This window comes from Lutibacter holmesii (assembly GCF_042679665.1).
GTDB classification, from domain to species: Bacteria; Bacteroidota; Bacteroidia; order Flavobacteriales; family Flavobacteriaceae; genus Lutibacter; species Lutibacter holmesii.
This window is the reverse complement of record NZ_JBHTMV010000004.1, coordinates 67779-86178: the sequence shown is the minus strand read 5'-3', so window position 1 is coordinate 86178 and position 18400 is coordinate 67779. Positions and strand designations below refer to the sequence as shown.

At 31.1% G+C, this 18400-nt stretch carries 10 protein-coding genes; 7 read left to right on the top strand and 3 right to left on the bottom strand.

Annotation, left to right across the window (positions count from 1 at the left end):
* Positions 1-120: 120 nt before the first annotated feature.
* From ACFQ5N_RS08700 to ACFQ5N_RS08680, 5 genes are all read left to right on the top strand, one after another.
* On the top strand, positions 121-582 hold the full coding sequence (locus tag ACFQ5N_RS08700) for a MarR family winged helix-turn-helix transcriptional regulator (protein WP_386809109.1): 462 nt from the start codon (positions 121-123) through the stop codon (positions 580-582).
* Positions 583-606: 24 nt separating this feature from the next.
* A complete protein-coding gene (locus ACFQ5N_RS08695) occupies positions 607-1722 on the top strand; it encodes an efflux RND transporter periplasmic adaptor subunit (RefSeq protein ID WP_386809108.1) in 1116 nt (371 codons plus the stop codon).
* A 4-nt stretch (positions 1723-1726) separates the two neighbouring features.
* Complete coding sequence (locus tag ACFQ5N_RS08690) at positions 1727-4945, top strand: efflux RND transporter permease subunit (RefSeq protein ID WP_386809107.1); 3219 nt, start codon at positions 1727-1729, stop codon at positions 4943-4945.
* Complete coding sequence (locus tag ACFQ5N_RS08685; RefSeq protein WP_386809106.1) at positions 4938-6254, top strand: TolC family protein; 1317 nt, start codon at positions 4938-4940, stop codon at positions 6252-6254. Before ACFQ5N_RS08690 ends, ACFQ5N_RS08685 begins: the two co-directional genes overlap by 8 nt.
* A 152-nt stretch (positions 6255-6406) precedes the next feature.
* Positions 6407-7465 (top strand): polysaccharide lyase family 7 protein, encoded by a 1059-nt coding sequence (locus tag ACFQ5N_RS08680; protein WP_386809105.1) that lies wholly within the window; start codon positions 6407-6409, stop codon positions 7463-7465.
* An 85-nt stretch (positions 7466-7550) separates the two neighbouring features.
* Here the strand turns inward: ACFQ5N_RS08680 and ACFQ5N_RS08675 are convergent, their stop codons facing one another.
* The 3 genes from ACFQ5N_RS08675 to ACFQ5N_RS08665 are packed head-to-tail and all read right to left on the bottom strand — an operon-like array spanning position 7551 to position 11207.
* Complete coding sequence (locus ACFQ5N_RS08675; RefSeq protein WP_386809104.1) at positions 7551-8663, bottom strand: efflux RND transporter periplasmic adaptor subunit; 1113 nt, start codon at positions 8661-8663, stop codon at positions 7551-7553.
* Positions 8664-8689: 26 nt separating this feature from the next.
* Positions 8690-9949, bottom strand: coding sequence for an ABC transporter permease (locus ACFQ5N_RS08670; RefSeq protein WP_386809103.1), 1260 nt, complete (start codon positions 9947-9949; stop codon positions 8690-8692).
* Positions 9950-9959: 10 nt separating this feature from the next.
* A complete protein-coding gene (locus ACFQ5N_RS08665; protein ID WP_386809102.1) occupies positions 9960-11207 on the bottom strand; it encodes an ABC transporter permease in 1248 nt (415 codons plus the stop codon).
* Between the two features lie 266 nt (positions 11208-11473).
* Here ACFQ5N_RS08665 and ppdK point away from each other — a divergent pair, with 266 nt between their 5' ends.
* Together ppdK and ACFQ5N_RS08655 are read left to right on the top strand one after the other, a co-directional pair.
* Positions 11474-14206, top strand: a complete 2733-nt coding sequence (gene ppdK / locus ACFQ5N_RS08660) for a pyruvate, phosphate dikinase (protein ID WP_449284334.1) — start codon at positions 11474-11476, stop codon at positions 14204-14206.
* A gap of 272 nt (positions 14207-14478) precedes the next feature.
* Positions 14479-18399 (top strand): PAS domain S-box protein, encoded by a 3921-nt coding sequence (locus tag ACFQ5N_RS08655; protein ID WP_386809101.1) that lies wholly within the window; start codon positions 14479-14481, stop codon positions 18397-18399.
* Position 18400: the final 1 nt, after the last annotated feature.

Sequence of the window (18400 nt, the reverse complement as noted above, 5' to 3'; positions counted from 1 at the left end):
AATTCATTTATTTTAAAAATAAAAGACTACTCTTTGGAGTGGTCTTTTTTTATGAAGATTTTAACATAGTTGTATATGCAACTATTTTTAACATAAGTATATTTGTGGTAAAAATTTGCAATGCTCCTAGACTTAGAAAAATCAGATTTTAATAAAACCCTTGCTCCTTGGATAGGTAGAACTTCAAAAATGCTAAACGGCTATATTTCAGATGTTTTAAACAGCAACAACATTTCTATAACCAAACAGCAATGGATTATTTTAAAAATTTTGAACGAAAACCCTGAAGGGATCATTCAAAATAAATTAGCCTTTATAACAGAAAGAAATAAAGCTTCTTTAACACGTTTAATTAACGGAATGGAGAAAAAAAATTTGGTAGCACGAATTCAATCTAAATTAGATTCTCGAAAAAATATTGTGTACAGCACAGAAAAAGGAACTGAACTATTTTTAAAAACAAAACCATTAATGCTTAATAGCATTCAAAAAATACAGGAAGGAATTACTGATGATGAAATGACATCATTTAGAAATATTATAAACAAAATTCAACAAAATCTAACAAATCAATCCAAATAACCTAAAACAACCCAATTTATTATAATGAGAAAAGGAATTTCTATAGTACTTGCAATTTTACTAATAGCAGGATCTGTTCTATTAGCAAAATATCTAATAGACAATAAAAACAAACCAAAACCACGTTTTGATAAAATTGTTAAAACCGTATTTACAGAAACTGTTCAAAATAAAAACACACCAATTTTAATTACGGCTAATGGAAATTTAGTGGCTAAAAATAAAATTGAAATTTATTCTGAAGTGCAAGGTGTTTTAATTAATACTTCAAAAGAATTTAAACCAGGAACTTCTTATAGAAAAGGAGAAACTATTATAAAAATTAATAGCGACGAGTTTTACACAAATTTACAAGCTCAAAAAAGTAATTTATTCAATACTTTAACGGCTATTATGCCAGATATTAGAATGGATTACCCTGAAGAATATAGCAAATGGGAAAAATATGTTAATACATTTTCTATTAATAAACCAATTGAACCACTTCCTTTAACTGTTTCAGATAAAGAGAAATTCTTTATCTCAGGACGTGGAATTTTAACCAGCTATTTCAACGTTAAAAATTTAGAAGTTAAATTAGCTAAATACAACTTAAGAGCTCCTTTTAATGGTATTTTAACAGAAGCATCTGTAAATCCGGGATCTTTGGTAAGATCTGGACAAAAATTAGGTGAATATATTGATCCGTCTGTGTATGAAGTTGGTGTATCTGTAAAATCTGAATACCGTAATTTATTAGAAGTTGGTAAAAACGTTGAATTACAAAATCTAGAAAAAACTAAAAAATGGATGGGAAAAGTAATACGTATCAACGGAAAAGTTGATGCCGCTACACAAACTATTCAAGCGTTTATTCAAGTTAAAGGTAAAGAATTAAAAGAAGGTCAATATTTAGAAGTAGTGTTAGAAGCTAAATCTGAAGAAAATGCCTACGAAGTTTCTAGAAAACTATTAATTGACAACTCAAAGCTGTTTATTGTAAAAGACACTGTTCTTGATTTAATTGATGTAGATATTGCTTTTGAAAACAAAAATACTGTTGTAATTAAAAACTTACCAAACGGAACACAGTTATTATCTAAAATAGTTCCAGGAGCACACACAGGAATGTTGGTTAAAATTCATACAGAAAAACAATAAAATAATGAAAAAAATAATCACTTATTTTATTAAGTACCCTGTTGCGGTAGATATTTTTATACTGGCATTTTTAGTTTTTGGTGCTATAGGTGCGCTTTCTATGAAATCGTCCTTTTTCCCATTAACTGATTCGCAAAACATTTCTATTAACTTAACATATCCAGGAGCTTCACCTCAAGAAATGGAAGAAGGTGTGGTACTTAAAATTGAAGACAATTTAAAAGGAATTGTTGGTATAGATAGAGTAACATCGGTCTCACAAGAAAATTCAGCAACCGTGAATGTTGAAGTTGTTAAAGGAAAAAATATTGATGTTGTTTTAGCTGATGTTAAAAATGCGGTTGATAGAGTTCCTTCCTTTCCTTCAGGAATGGAACCTCCTGTTGTTGCTAAAATTGAAAATATTAGATCAACCATTAGCTTCATTATCACTGGAGACAACATTAACTTAGCTACGCTAAAAGAATACGGACGTACCGTTGAAAATGATTTAAGAGGTATTGAAGGTATTTCTCAAGTTAGCTTATCTGGTTTTCCTGATCAAGAAATTGAAATTGCAGTTAGAGAAAAAGATTTAAGAGCATATAACTTATCTTTTGCCGAAGTTTCTGCAGCTGTAAGCAGAACAAATTTGCTAATTTCTGGTGGAAATATTAAAACCGAAGACGAAGATTATTTAATTAGAGCCAGAAACAGAAACTATTACGGTAATGAAATTTTAAACATTGTTGTAAAAGCAGATGCTACAGGAAACATTATTCGTTTACAAGACATTGCAGATGTGAAAGATAGCTGGTCTGAAACTCCAGACAGAATATTTTACAACGGTAAAAAGTCAATTAGTGTTACTGTAAGTAATACTAACAGTGAAGATTTAATTTCTTCAGCAGATAGCGTAAAAGAATACATTGAGAAATTTAACCAACAATATGACAATGTTCACATAAATATTTCAAGTGATAGCTCTATCACACTAAATCAAAGAACAGAATTACTAAGAGACAACGCCATAATGGGAGTTTTATTAGTATTGTTTTTCTTAGCCTTATTTTTAAACGTACGTTTGGCATTTTGGGTAGCAGCAGGTTTACCAATTGCTTTCTTTGGAATGTTTATGTTTGCTGCCAATTTAGGAATTACCATTAATGTATTGTCCTTATTCGGGATGATTATTGTAATTGGTATTTTGGTGGATGATGGTATTGTAATTGGTGAAAATATTTACCACCATTTTGAAAAAGGAAAAACACCAATACAAGCAGCAATTGATGGAACTTTAGAGGTTATTCCTCCTATTGTTTCAGCAATTTTAACTACCATTATTGCTTTTTCAACATTCTTCTTTTTAGATGGAAGAATTGGAAACTTTTTTAGCGAAGTATCGTTGGTTGTAATGCTTACGCTAGGTGTTTCACTTATTGAAGCATTAATTATACTTCCTGCACATATTGCTCACTCAAAAGCATTGGTAAAAAAAGAAACCAAACGTTCTAAAATGAACGAGTTTTTCTTCAAAATAAATAAAGGTGCAGAGAAATATTTATTCGCATTTAGAGATAAATTATACATACCTTATTTAACATTCTTTTTAAAAAATAAAGCATTAGGTTTTGCAATTCCAATTGCCTTACTAGTTTTTAGTATTGGTGCAATTGGTGGTGGAATAGTGAGAACGTCCTTCTTCCCTTCTATTGCTAGTGACCGAGTTTCAATTAATTTAAAAATGTTACAAGGAACCAATGAAAAAATAACAGATTCTATTATTTCTGAAATTGAAGTTGCTGCTTGGGAAGTAAATGATGAATTTACACAAAAACAAACCGGAAATGAACCTGTAATTCAAAATATTATAAAAAGAATTGGTCCGGGTTCTTCATACGGAAGCTTAACAATTAACTTGCTACCTGGTGAAACACGTGACTTTTCATCTGCAGAAATAAACAATGCTATTCGTGATAAAGTTGGTGCTGTTTACGGTGTTGAAAGCTTAACTTTTGGCTCTGGTGGAAACTTTGGAGGAAGTCCTGTTGCAGTATCTTTATTAGGAAATAACATTACTGAATTAAAGGCTGCAAAAATTGAATTGAAAGAAATTTTAAGCAAAAATCCATTGCTTAAAGATATTGCTGATAATGATCCGGCAGGTATTAAAGAAGTGCGTATTCAGTTAAAAGACAACGCGTATTTATTAGGATTAAACTTGCAAACTGTAATGACACAAGTTCGTTCAGGTTTCTTTGGTCTTCAAGCGCAACGTTTTCAGCGTGGACAAGATGAAATAAAAATTTGGGTTCGTTATAAAAAAGAAGACCGTTCATCTATTAAAAATTTAGATGATATGTGGATTACAACACCTACAAATGCACGTGTTCCTTTTTCTGAAATTGCTACTTATGAAATTGAACGTGGTGAAATATTAATTAACCACTTAAGCGGAAAACGTGAAATTCAAGTAACGGCAGATTTAAAATCACCCGATGAAAGTGCAACCGATATTATTGATGATATTAAAGAAACTGTTATGCCTGAAATAAGCTCAAAATACCCAACGGTTTCAGCTGCTTATGAAGGTCAAAATAGAGAAGCAAATAAAACAATCAATTCTGCAAAAAAAGTAGGATTTATAATTTTAGCGCTTATTTATTTAACCATTGCGTTCACCTTTAGATCTTTTGATAGTCCTATTTTATTAATCTTAATGATTCCTTTTAGTTTAATTGGTGTGGTTTGGGGACATTATATTCACGGTTTTCCAATTAACATTCTTTCGTGGTTAGGTATTATTGCCCTGATTGGAATTATGGTAAATGACGGATTGGTTTTAATTGAAAAATTTAACGGCTATTTAAAAGACGGATTGAAATTTGACGATGCTTTAATTCAAGCAGGTAAATCAAGATTTAGAGCAATTATTTTAACATCTGTAACAACAGTAGCAGGTTTAGCACCACTTTTATTAGAAAAAAGTAGACAAGCACAGTTTTTAAAACCAATGGCAATTTCAATTTCGTACGGAATAATTATTGCCACAGTTTTAACCTTGGTTATGCTTCCTTTATTTCTTTCGGTTGCAAATAGTGTGAAAGTGTTTATAAAATGGATGATTACAGGGAAACCAATTACCAAAGAAGAAGTTGAACGTGCCGTAATTGAACAAAAAAGCGTACACGATGAGGAAGAACAACTTAAAGGTATGGATATTAAAACAAGTGAAAATGAGTAAATTACATAATATTATAGGCTTATTTCTTTTAAGTGTTTCAGCAATTTCAGCACAAGAAGTTTTAACTAAAGAAGCTGCAGTAAGCATTGCTTTAGAGAACAACTACGGCATAAAAATGGCTGAGAACAGTGTAAAAATAGCCGAAAACAACGCCAGTATTTACAACAGCGGCTATTTGCCAAGTGTTTCTGCAAGCGGTTCTGCAAGTTATAGTAACGATAATTCTGTTGCAACAAGACAAGAAGGAACAACTGTTGAAATTAACAATGCAGAATCTTCTAATTACAACGGTTCTTTATCTGTAAATTATACGTTGTTTGATGGTTTAGGAAGATCGTATAATTTTAAAAGATTGAAAGAAGAATACAATCTTTCTGAGTTAGAAGCTGAAACTGTAATTCAAAATGCACTTATTCAAATATTTACCAACTATTACGAAGTTGCAAGAATTACTGAAAACAAAAAAAATATTGCTGCTTCATTAACCATTTCTAAGCAACGTTTAGATAGAGTAAATTATGGTTTCGACTATGGGCAAAATACCAAATTAGAAGTTTTAAATGCTGAAGTTGATGTAAATAATGACAGTATTAGCTTAATAAATGAACAACGCTTATTAGCAAACTCTAAACGTAATTTAAACTTATTATTAGGTAGAGATGTAACACACGATTTTAACGTGCTTACACAAGTTGAATTTAATTTATTTTTTGAATTCAACCAATTATTAGAAAAATCTAAAGAATACAATATTGAAGTTCAAAAAATAGATAAAAACATTTTACTAAGTGAATACGATATTAAAATTAGTAAGTCTAGCCTCTACCCTTTTTTAAATTTAAATGCTTCTTACGGCTATAATAATTCTAAAAACAACCAAACTTCACTTTTTAAAACTATTGAATCTGACGGTTTAAATACTGGTGTAAGTTTAAGTTGGAATATTTTTGATGGTGGCGCTACAAAAACTAGAATTCAAAATGCAAAAATTTCTGCTGAAAACGTAAAAATTCAAAAAGAACAAGTAGGAAATGAATTAGAACGCGATGTTGCCAACGCGTTGGAAGTGTACAACAACGCTATTTTTATTATGAACGCAGAAGAAGTAAATGTTGAAACCAATAAAAGAAACTTTGAAAGATCTGAAGAACAATTTAAATTAGGGCAAATTACCTCCATTGAATTTAGATTGGCACAAGTAAATTTATTGAACGCACAATCCAATTTAAATCAAGCAAAATACGATGCAAAAAATGCTGAAATTTTTCTAATTAATTTAACCGGAGATTTATTAAATACAGCGTTTTAGAAATACTATAAAAATTGATTTAAAAAGACTTTCATATATTTGAAAGTCTTTTTTTTATGCTGACAATTATCACACATCAACTTATTTAAAACAATTATTTTCGAATTTTTAAATAACATTCTAAATAAATTCAAGATTTAAAACCAATTATAATGAATACAAAACTAATTAAGTTATGCTCTCAATCACTTTTAATTGCTGCACTGGCGCTTTTAATTGGTTGTAAAAATAATGCTCAAAAACAAAGTACTACAGTCACAGAAACTATCAAATATCCAAGTGATGTGATTCCGTTTATGGATGAATTCAAAATTCTTTTAGGTGATGGAACATCTATTAAAGAATTAAATAAGTATCAAAAAAAGGATTTCTTTTATGTTGAAAATGAAGAACAAACAGATTGGGTAGTTTACAAAACACCAAATTCTGGTGTTACTTCAAGAACTTCAAGCAATACAAGAACAGAATTAGGGCAAAAAAAACATTGGACTCCTGAAGTTGGCGGAAAACTAACAGGAACGCTAAAAGTTATGCACGTATCAACCTCAGGTGATGCAAGAGTTGCAGCTTCCTATTCTGTAGTTGTAGGGCAAATTCATAGTGATGAAGGTCATGAAAATGAACCAATTAAAATATTTTACAAAAAATTTCCGGGACACACAAAAGGATCACTTTTTTGGAATTATGAAATTAATACCGCTGGTGACAATTCAAAAAGATGGGATTATTCTACAGCAATTTGGGGATATGATATGTCAGTAGTTGGTGAAAGTTCAACAAGTTATCCTGAAGAACCGCAAGATGGTATTGCATTAGGTGAAGAGTTTACGTATGAAATAAATGTTTACAAAGGTATTATGTACCTAACTTTTACCAGTGAAGGGCACAAAACAGTTAAATTCACTAAAAACTTATTACAATCAGAATTTGCAACTAAAGAAGCTATTCCTCAACAAATATGGAAGTTATACGCGGCTATTGGACGTGATGGTGTTGAAAGAGAAAACGCCTATGCAGGTGAATTAAATTACTTTAAACAAGGTGCTTACAACCAAACTAACGGAAAAAACCCAGAAGATAATATTGTTTGGTACACAGGTTCTGAAACGTATAATGGAGACATTGCAAAACAATACGCAAATGGCTGCTATTCTGAAGTATGGTTTAAAAATGCTTCAGTTGGTGAAGGTACAGCACCAAATATGCAATAATTTCTAACTACATAAACACTACTAAAAAAAGGCCTAAACTACAATGTTTAGGCCTTTTTAGATTAACTATTATCAATCAAATCAACTAGTTTCTTCCTTCATTGGTTTTAATTTCATTCCATACTTTAATTTCATCATCTAAAGTAATTCCTTCTAAAACCTCTACATAAATTCCGTTACTTATTCCTGTTTTAATATCTTTTCTTGTAAACTCTTTAGCTCCAGTTTTTAATTCTACAAAAGGCTCTTTGGTTTCTTCATCAAATTGTACCAAAGCTTCTTTAACGGCTAAAACATCTGTAGCTTTTGCTAATATAATAGAAGCATTTGCGCTTAAACCTGCTCTAATAAACGTAGAATCTTGCTTGTTTAAAGTTCCTTTAATTTCAAACTGTACTGCTCCATTTTCTAAATTTCCTTTCGGAGCTATATAATCTAAAACAGCATCAAATACAATATCTTCAATAGCACCAACCGTAATTTCTAAAGGTAAACCTTCTTTAATTTTTCCTATTTCAGATTCATCTACTTTTCCTTCAAAAATCATTTTATTGATATCTGCTAAAACTGCAATGGTAGTTCCATCATTAAAATTATTACTTTCAATTACTTGATTACCAACTTCTACAGGCATTTCTAAAACCATTCCTGGAACTGTAGAACGAATTAATGTATTTGCCGAATTTCCCAAACCACTTGTTGAACCTGTTCTAACAATATCGTAATTTTGATTGGCTGCTTTGTATTTTTGTTCAGCTTGAATAAAAGCAACTTCAGAAGCTTCTAAATCTTTTCTAGAAATCACTCCTTTAGCAAATAACTCCTTTTGTCTATGGTAATCTCTTCGTTCATTATCCAAGGTGATTTTAGACGTTTCAATAGCATTTTTTGCATTATTTAATGCTGAAGAATTTGGAATAACTTTAATTTTTGCAATTAAATCATTGGCTTGCAAAATATCACCGCCTTCAACATAAATCTCTTCAATAACTCCAGAAATGTTAGGCTTAATTAACACTTCTTCTAATGGAATAATACTTCCTGTAGCTACGGTTTTTTTAACAATAGTTTGCATAGAAGCTTTTTCTGTTTTATACACTACAGGGTCTTCTGCATTTTTTTGATATAAATAATACATAGCAGCAGTAAATGATACGGCTATAAAAATTAAAACAAAAATGGTTACTGATTTTTTCATTGAATTGTATTCTTTATAATTGATAATTATTCATTTCTTAAAGCATCTACAGGTTTTAATCGTATAGCATTTTGTGCCGGAATAAAGCCTGCAAATAAACCGGATAAAATTAATATAGTTAAGGCGGTTGTTATAACACCTAAATTAACACTTGGATTGGCAAACATATCAATAGGACCTGACGCACTTAGCGCATAGTTAATTAGGTAAATACATACCGCACCAAAAACAATTCCGGCCATACCTGATATAATAGTTAAAAAAACTGATTCAGTTAAAATTTGACCTCTAATTGTATTGGGTGTAGCTCCTAATGCTCTACGAATTCCAATTTCTTTAGTTCGCTCTTTTACCACGATTAACATAATGTTACTTACACCAATTATTCCAGAGATTAAAACCAACGTTCCCACAAAATAAGCTATTACTCTTAACGCCATAAACAAACTTTCTACCCTACTAAATTCTTCATATAAATCAAAAAAACCAACTGCTCTTTTATCATCAGGATGTATTTTATGATTCTTTTTTATAATGTCAAAAATTTGATTTTTTAATGCTGTTATTGGAGTATCATCATTTGCTGTTATCGCCATCCATCCTACTTTATCACCTCTATTAAAAGCTTGTGAAAATGCTGTAAAAGGCACAAATATTTGACTTTGATCTTCCTCACCATCACCGCCTGTATTTTTTTTCTTATAGGTTCCTACCACCATAAAGTTCACACCTTGAATTTTTATGTAAGTTCCAATTGGGTTTTCACCTTTATCATACAACCCGGTTTGTACACCTTCACCAATAATTGCAACTTTTCTTTTTGAATTTATATCTGCATAGTTGATAAATCTACCCGATGTAATATCCATTGGTTCTTGCTTTATAATTTCAGGATAATCACCATACACATTGTAAGCTCCAACATTTAATCCACGTATTACATTATTAGCTCCTCTAAAACCACCTAATTGATTTCTTGGGGAAATAAACCTTAAATGGGGTACATTTTCTCGAATATCAGCAACATCACTCAAACGGTAATTATACCTTCTTCCCTTTGCCATTCCGTCATATGATTTTGTAATGGTACGTGTCCAAATAAACATTGTATTTGTTGCTGCATCACCAAAACCTTGTTTTATACCGTTTTCAAGCCCTTTTCCTGCTGCCAACAGCAAAATTAAAATGAATATACCCCAAAAAACACCAAACGCTGTTAGCAGTGTTCGTACCCAATTACTGGATAGCACTTCAATTATTTCGTTCCAACGGTCTTTATTAAACATTTTTTAGTATTTATTCGTGGCTTAAAGCTTTTACAGGTTGTATATGTGCTGCTTTCCAAGCAGGTATAAAACCTGCCAACGCACCAGCAATTATTAAAACAATTACCATAGTAATAGCCATTGAAAAATTAACTGACGGATTTAAAACATAATCTACTTCAATATGTGGACCTACAATTTCTAACAATCCCATACTTAGTATTAAACCGGCAAAACCAGAGACTCCAGTTACAAAAATAGATTCTTGTAAAATCATACCAATTATAGACCACGGTTTAGCGCCTAATGCTTTTCGTATCCCAATTTCCTTGGTTCGTTCTCTTACAATAATCAACATAATATTACTAACGCCTACAACACCTGCTATAATTGTACAAATACCAACAAACCAGAAAAAAGCGGCAATATTATTGGTTAAGGTATAATAACGTTTGGCTTCATTAATAGCATTGTGTACGTTTACAGCACTTGTATCATCAGGTGAAACAATATGTTGTTGTTGCAAATAGGTTTTTACATTATTTGCAAACTTATTAGAAGCTTCCAATGCCTTGTCAAAATTTTCTTCAGGCTGCACTGTAAACCCTAAATTTGCCAATTTATTTGCCCCATTAAAAATACTTTGAGCAGTTGAAATAGGAATAAAAACACGGTCTTCTTCACGATCTCCACCGGCGTCACTGTACACACCAATTATTTTGAAATTAATTCCAGAAAGTTGTACAAACTCATTTAATGGATTATCAACATTCTTAAAAAGTTCTTCCTTGATTTTTGAACTTATAACAATCACTTTATTCTTTCCTTTTATATCAGCATAATTGATATAGCGCCCCAACACCATACTTTGATTTTCAATTTGCTGATAATTTGGACTAATACCATGTATACCGTAAGAAACAGATTCTTCCTTATAATTTATAGTAGCACCACGTACTCTAAACAAATCAGATTTGTATTCAATTTCATCTTTGTACAGTGCATTTAAATTGGCATAATCCTCATTACTTAACTCAATTCTTCGTCCGGGATTTAATCCTTTATATTCTTTTGTTGTTATACGTGTCCAAACCCAAATTCTATTGGTAGCATCAGCCTCAAACTCTTTCCTAATTCCATTTTCCATGCCTTGTCCAAAGCCCAATAAAATCACTAAAATAAAGATACCAGAAGCAACAGAAATCCCTGTTAAAAAGGTTCTTACCTTGTTCTTTCGAATGGTTTCAAAAATTTCTTGCCAACGATCTATATCAAACATAGTTTAATTATTACACTGCTTTTTCATGCATCTCTTTTAAAGAGACGTTTAAACCATACATTTTGTTACACTTTAAATCAATTATTTTTAATTACAACCTTTAAAAAACGTACTTAAAAATCAAATCAAATGCACCTTTATATACACGAAAGTATCAAACATTTCTTTGAAAAACATCCGGTTTAGAAAATGATATAAATCATAGTTAATTTGAAAGGCTCTTCTTAAATTTATAACAAATACCAAACAAATAAATAATTAATAATATGATGGAAACCGCACAAGAAGTCAAAACAAGAGTGTATAAATTCGGTAATAAAACAGCCGATGGAAACAGTACAATGAAAAATCTTTTAGGTGGTAAAGGTGCTAATTTAGCCGAAATGGGATTGATAGGAATACCCGTACCGCCCGGATTTACAATTACTACAGATGTATGTACTGAATACAATCAATTAGGTCAAGATGCTGTAATAGCAATGATCACACAAGAAGTTGAAGATGCCATAGAAAATATAGAACAAATAATGGGTTCTAAATTTGGAGACAAAGAAAACCCTTTATTAGTATCGGTACGTTCTGGAGCAAGAGTATCAATGCCCGGAATGATGGATACTGTATTAAATTTAGGTTTAAATGATGACGTGGTTATTGGCTTAGCTGAAAAATCTGGAAACGAACGTTTTGCTTGGGATTCATACCGTAGATTCATTCAAATGTATGGCGATGTAGTTTTAGGTATGAAACCAGAATCAAAAGAAGATATTGATCCTTTTGAAGAAATAATGGAGGCCTTAAAACACAAACGTAATATTGAATTAGATACTGAATTTACCATTCAAGATTTAAAAGATTTAGTGTACGATTTTAAAGAAGCTGTAAAAAAACGAACAGGCCACAATTTCCCAACAAATCCTTGGGATCAATTATGGGGTGCTGTAGTAGCCGTTTTTAACAGTTGGAATAGTGATAGAGCAATTTATTACAGAAAAATGAATGGATACCCGGGAGAATGGGGAACTGCCGTAAACGTTCAAGCTATGGTGTACGGTAATATGGGACTCAACTCTGGAACAGGAGTTTGTTTTACACGCGATGCTGGTACAGGTGAAAACGTTTTTAATGGAGAATACTTAATCAACGCACAAGGTGAAGATGTAGTTGCCGGAACAAGAACACCACAACAAATAACAAAATTAGGGTCACTTCGTTGGGCCGAATTAGCCAAAGTTGAAGAAGAAGACAGAGCAGAAAATTACCCTTCGTTAGAAGAGTTAATGCCAACTATTTATAACGAACTTAATGAATATCAAAAGAAATTAGAATTGCATTACCGTGATATGCAAGATATGGAATTTACTATGCAAGACGGTAAATTATGGATTCTTCAAACTCGTAATGGAAAACGTACGGGTGCTGCCATGGTTAAAATTGCAATGGATTCTTTAAAAGAAGGATTAATTTCTGAAAAAGAAGCATTACTTCAAATTGAACCTTCAAAATTAGATGAATTACTACATCCTGTTTTTGATGCAAAAGCCTTAAAAAGAGCCAATGTAATTGCACAAGGTTTACCAGCTTCACCGGGAGCAGCCACTGGTAAAATTGTATTTTTTGCAGATGAAGCAGATCATTATAAAAGTAGTATTTTAGTACGTATTGAAACTTCTCCTGAAGATTTAGAAGGAATGAATATTGCAAAAGGTATTTTAACCGCTCGTGGTGGAATGACTTCTCACGCAGCCGTTGTAGCTCGCGGAATGGGTAAATGTTGTGTTTCTGGTGCTGGTGCTTTAAAAATTGATTATAAAAAGAGAACTTTAACCGTTGATGGTGTAGTTTATCAAGAAGGTGATTGGATTTCATTAAACGGTTCTACAGGAAATATTATTGAAGGTAAAGTAGCAACAAGTGAACCTGAATTAAGTGGTGAATTTGCTGAATTAATGGAATTATCAGACAAATACGCAACTATGCAAGTACGCACAAATGCTGACTCTCCAAAAGATGCCAAAGTAGCTGTTAAATTTGGAGCACAAGGTATTGGATTAACACGAACTGAACACATGTTTTTTGAAGTTGACCGTATTAAAGCAATGCGTGAAATGATTTTAGCTGATACCTTAAAAGGTAGAAAAGAAGCCTTAAATGAATTACTGCCAATGCAACGTGAAGATTTTGAAGGTATTTTTGAAGCTATGGAAGGCTTACCGGTTACGGTTCGTTTATTAGACCCACCATTGCATGAATTTGTTCCTCACCAACTTGAAACACAAAGAAGTTTGGCCGAGGATATGCATATTAGCTTAGAAGCTGTAAAAATTAAAGTTGCTGAATTGGAAGAATTCAATCCAATGTTAGGACATAGAGGTTGTAGATTAGGAATTACATATCCTGAAATTACTGAAATGCAAGCAAGAGCTATTATTGAAGCGGCATTAAATTTAAAAGAAAAAGGTATAGAAGCTAAACCAGAAATTATGGTGCCTTTAATTGGAACAATTGCTGAATTTGAACATCAAGAAGCTGTTATTAGAGCAACTGCCAATAAAGTTTTTGAAGAAAGAAATGATACGGTAGAATATTTAGTTGGTACAATGATTGAAATTCCTCGTGCTGCTATTACAGCTAATTTAATTGCTGAAAAAGCTGATTTCTTTTCTTTTGGAACAAATGATTTAACACAAATGACATTTGGATATTCTCGTGATGATGCGGGTAAATTTTTACCAACTTATATTGAAAAAGGCATCTTAAAAGTTGATCCATTTGAAGTATTAGATCAAGAAGGTGTAGGTCAATTAGTTCAAATTGGTACTTCTAAAGGAAGAAGCGTAAAATCAAAACTAAAAGTTGGTATTTGCGGAGAACATGGAGGAGATCCAAGTTCTGTAGAGTTCTGTTACAATACTGGAATGAACTACGTAAGTTGCTCACCTTACAGAGTTCCAATTGCACGAATTGCTTCAGCCCAAGCGGCAATAAAAGCGCAACAATAAATCAATACATATTCTAATTTTAAAACCACCTTTAAAAAAAAGGTGGTTTTTTATATGTTGTAAAACAAGTATTTTATTTAAAATAGAACAATAAATTTCCTGAAATTTTAAATAAAATCTAGTAATCTGACTTTTATCATTACAGATCTCTCAATTTTAATTTAAATTTATCATTATGTGTATAAATTAGCCTTCATTTTTTTGTATACACTACTATTTTTTAAATGGTTAAAACACATATTGTTTTATACCCCTCATAGATTAAGGTTATTATGGAAAATTATTTAAAAAAAGAATTATACAGTTTAATACAAAAAGACACATCATTTTTCGATTTTATAGTTGAAGGTTCCTTAGATGGTTTATGGTATTGGGATTTAGAAAACCCTGAACAAGAATGGATGAGTCCTAGTTTTTGGACCGTTTTAGGTTATGATCCTACAACAAAAGAACATTTAGCAAGTGCCTGGCAAGATATTATTAACCAAGATGATTTAAAATTAGCACTTGTTAATTTCAACAAACATTTAAACGACCCAAAATTTCCATACGACCAAGAAGTAAGATACAAACATAGCAATGGCTCAACAGTTTGGATACGCTGCAGAGGGTTAGCTATTAGAAATGAACAAGGTGAAGCAATTAGAATGTTAGGTGCCCACCAAAACATTACTTCACTTAAAGAAAATGAAATACAACTTCAAAAAGAAAAAGAAGCTGTAAAAAAAAGTAATGAAAAATACCTTGCTTTATATAACCAATCTCCATTTGCCTTACAGTCATTAGATAAAAACGGTAAAATTCTAGAAGTAAACAATAAATGGCTTCAAATTTTAGGATATACCAAAAATGAAGTATTGAACACTAGCTTTAAAAAATTTGTACATCCTGACTCTTTAGAAAACTTTGAAGTTAATTTTAAAAAGTTTCTAAATGAAGGCCTTCAAAAAAACATTGAATATAAATTATTAAAAAAAAATGGAGATTATATCATTGCTCTTTTTGAAGGTTGTACAAAAATTGAAGGCCCTCATAGTTCAACTTTCTGCTCATTTAAAGACGTTCGAAAAGAAAAAGAAATTCAGTTAGAAATTTCAGAAAAAAATAAAATACTGAAGATAAACGAAGAACGCTACAAATTAATTTCCAATATTTCTACAGACTACTCCTATTCACACAAAATTACCAAAACAGGAAAAATTATATTAGAATGGTCATTTGGTGCGTTTGAAGAAATTTTAGGCTATAAACCTGAAGAATTTACTTCTTTAGAAATAATAACCTCTAAAATTCATCCAGATGATATTGCAACATATCAAAAAAGAATGCAAAGAGTTTTACAAGGAGAAACTGTTACTGTTGAAATAAGAGTCAAATCTAAAGACGGTAAAATAAAATGGATAAAAAATAAAGCTATTCCTGGGTGGGACTCACAAAAAAAGAAAGTCATAAGAATTATAGGAGTTGCACAAGACATTACAATTCAAAAAGAAACTGAACTAAAACTCTTAGAAAGCGAAGCTCGTTTCAAACTAATTTCCAATATTTCTTCAGACTATTATTACTCCTACAAAGTTGAAAATAATGAAATTACTACTTTAGAATGGTGTTTAGGCGCCTTTGAACAAATTACCGGCTATCAACCTAAAGATATTTACACAAAAAATGATGTCATTAAAATTCTTCATCCTGATGATCTTGAATTAATTAAAGAACGAAATAATAATTTAAAAAAAGGAAAAACCGTTGTTTCAGAGTTTAGAATTATTACCAAAACAGGTGCTATAATTTGGGTGAAAGACAAAGGTGTACCACAGTGGGATAACAAACATAAGAATTTAACAAATATCATATTTACTGCCGTTGATATAACCAAACATAAAGAAGCTGAACTAGCTTTATTAGAAAGTGAACAAAAATTTAGAGGAATTTTTGAAAACAGTGTTGTTGGAATTGTTTTAAGTGATGCTGAAGGAAATATAAAAGATATTAACCAAGAATTTTGTTTCCTTGGTGGTTACAGTTATGAAGAATTAACAAACTTAAACTTACACGAAATTACACATCCTGATGATTTTGGAAAAGTTTTTGCGCAATTACAATTACTAAAAGACGGAATAAAAGATTCATATCGTTTAGAAAAAAGAATGATCTGTAAAAATGGCTCATTTAAATGGATAAACGTTTTAGTTACAGCAAAAAGAAACTCTTTAAACGAAATTGAAGGGTTTCAAATTATGGTTTTCGATATTTCTGAACGTATTGAAATGGATAACCGTTTAAAGGAAAGCGAACAAAAATTTAGAGGAATATTTGAAGGTGCCAGCATTGGTATTGCATTAAGTGATCTTGAAAGAAATCCTATTGATGTAAATGAAGAGCTTCTTAGAATTAGTGGTTATTCCTATGAAGAATTACTAAACCTTAATTTTATAGACATTACTCACCCAGATGATATAGCGAAAGAATTACAGCAGCGACAACTATTAAAAGAACGGAAAAAAGACTCCTATCGCATTAACAAAAGAATGAAATGTAAAGATGGCACCTATAAATGGGTAGATACTTTAGTTACAACAAAAAGAAATTCTTTAGGTGAGCTAAACGGTTACTTGGTTATGGCCATAGATATTCATGAACGTATTGAAATGGATAATCGATTAAAACAAAAAGATGAACATCTTAGTTTAGCCATTGAAGGTGCAAATATAGGTACTTGGGATTGGGATATAAAAACAAATGATGTATATACTAGCCCATTATGGATGAAAAAACTTGGGTATGATAGTAACGAAGTGATACACGATATGGATTGGTGGATTCAAAATTCACATCCTGACGATTTTGAAAAATGTAAAAAATTAATGAAAAGTCATATCATAGGTAGCAGTGATGTTTATAATGCTGAACTGCGTGTAAAAAATAAAGATGGAAATTATTTTTGGATTCAAGACAAAGCAAAAGTTATTGATAGAGATATTGATGGAAATCCATTAAGAATCAGCGGTATTCATATTGATATTTCGGATCTAAAAAAAACAGAAAAAGAATTGATTATTGCTAAAGAAAAAGCTGAAGAATCCAACCAATTAAAATCTGAATTCCTTCATAACATGTCACATGAAATTCGAACACCTATGAATGGTATTATAGGTTTTTCAGAATTATTAAGTGGCGTAGAAAACAATCCAGAAAAACAACACTATTACACTACTATAATTCAAAATAGCAGCAAACAATTGTTGCGTATTATTGATGATATTTTAGAAATTTCAAGGTTAGACACCAAACAAATAAAATTAAACAAGGAAGAATTTTCTTTGAATAACTTTATCCTAGAATTATTTTCAGTATTCGATTTAAAATCAAAAGAGAGAAACATTCCTATTTATGTAAAAAATAGTTTATCTGATCAAGAAAGTATTATTCAAACAGATAAAATAAAACTTCATAAAATTATAAGTAACCTTCTTGAAAATGCTTTAAAGTTTACAAATAAAGGATTTATAGAGTTAGGATATTTTATTAAAGAAAACACCTTAATTTTATATGTAAAAGATACAGGTATAGGAATTGAGCAAAAAAATAAAGATAAAATATTTGAACGTTTTTCACAAGAAACCAATGACGTGGCAAGCACACACGGTGGTTTAGGTTTAGGTTTATCCATTTCAAAGGAAAATGCACAACTCTTAGGAGGTACAATCTCTTTTGAATCGAAAAAAGGAAAAGGAGCTACTTTTTATGTTAATTTACCTTACCATCCAGCACATTTAAACCAAAATAATACAAACCCAACTACTACTCAACCAAAGCAGTACAACATTTTAATTGCTGAAGATGAAGAAGTAAATTACTTGTATTTTGAATCTGTTATTTCAAGGTTCGACTTGCTAAAAATAAATTTAATCCATGCAAAAAACGGTCAAGAAGCTGTAGATATTTGCACGCAAAATAAAGATATAGATCTTATATTTATGGATATTAAAATGCCTGTTTTAAATGGTTACAAGGCTACAGAACTTATAAAAAAAATGCACCCAACCTTACCAATTGTTGCACAAACCGCTTATTCAACTCTAGCTGATGAAGAATTAGCCTTTAGTCACGGTTGCGATGCTTACCTTTCAAAACCAATTCAAAGTAAAAAAATTATTGAAGTTATGTACAGATTTTTAAATATAGTTACTTAAA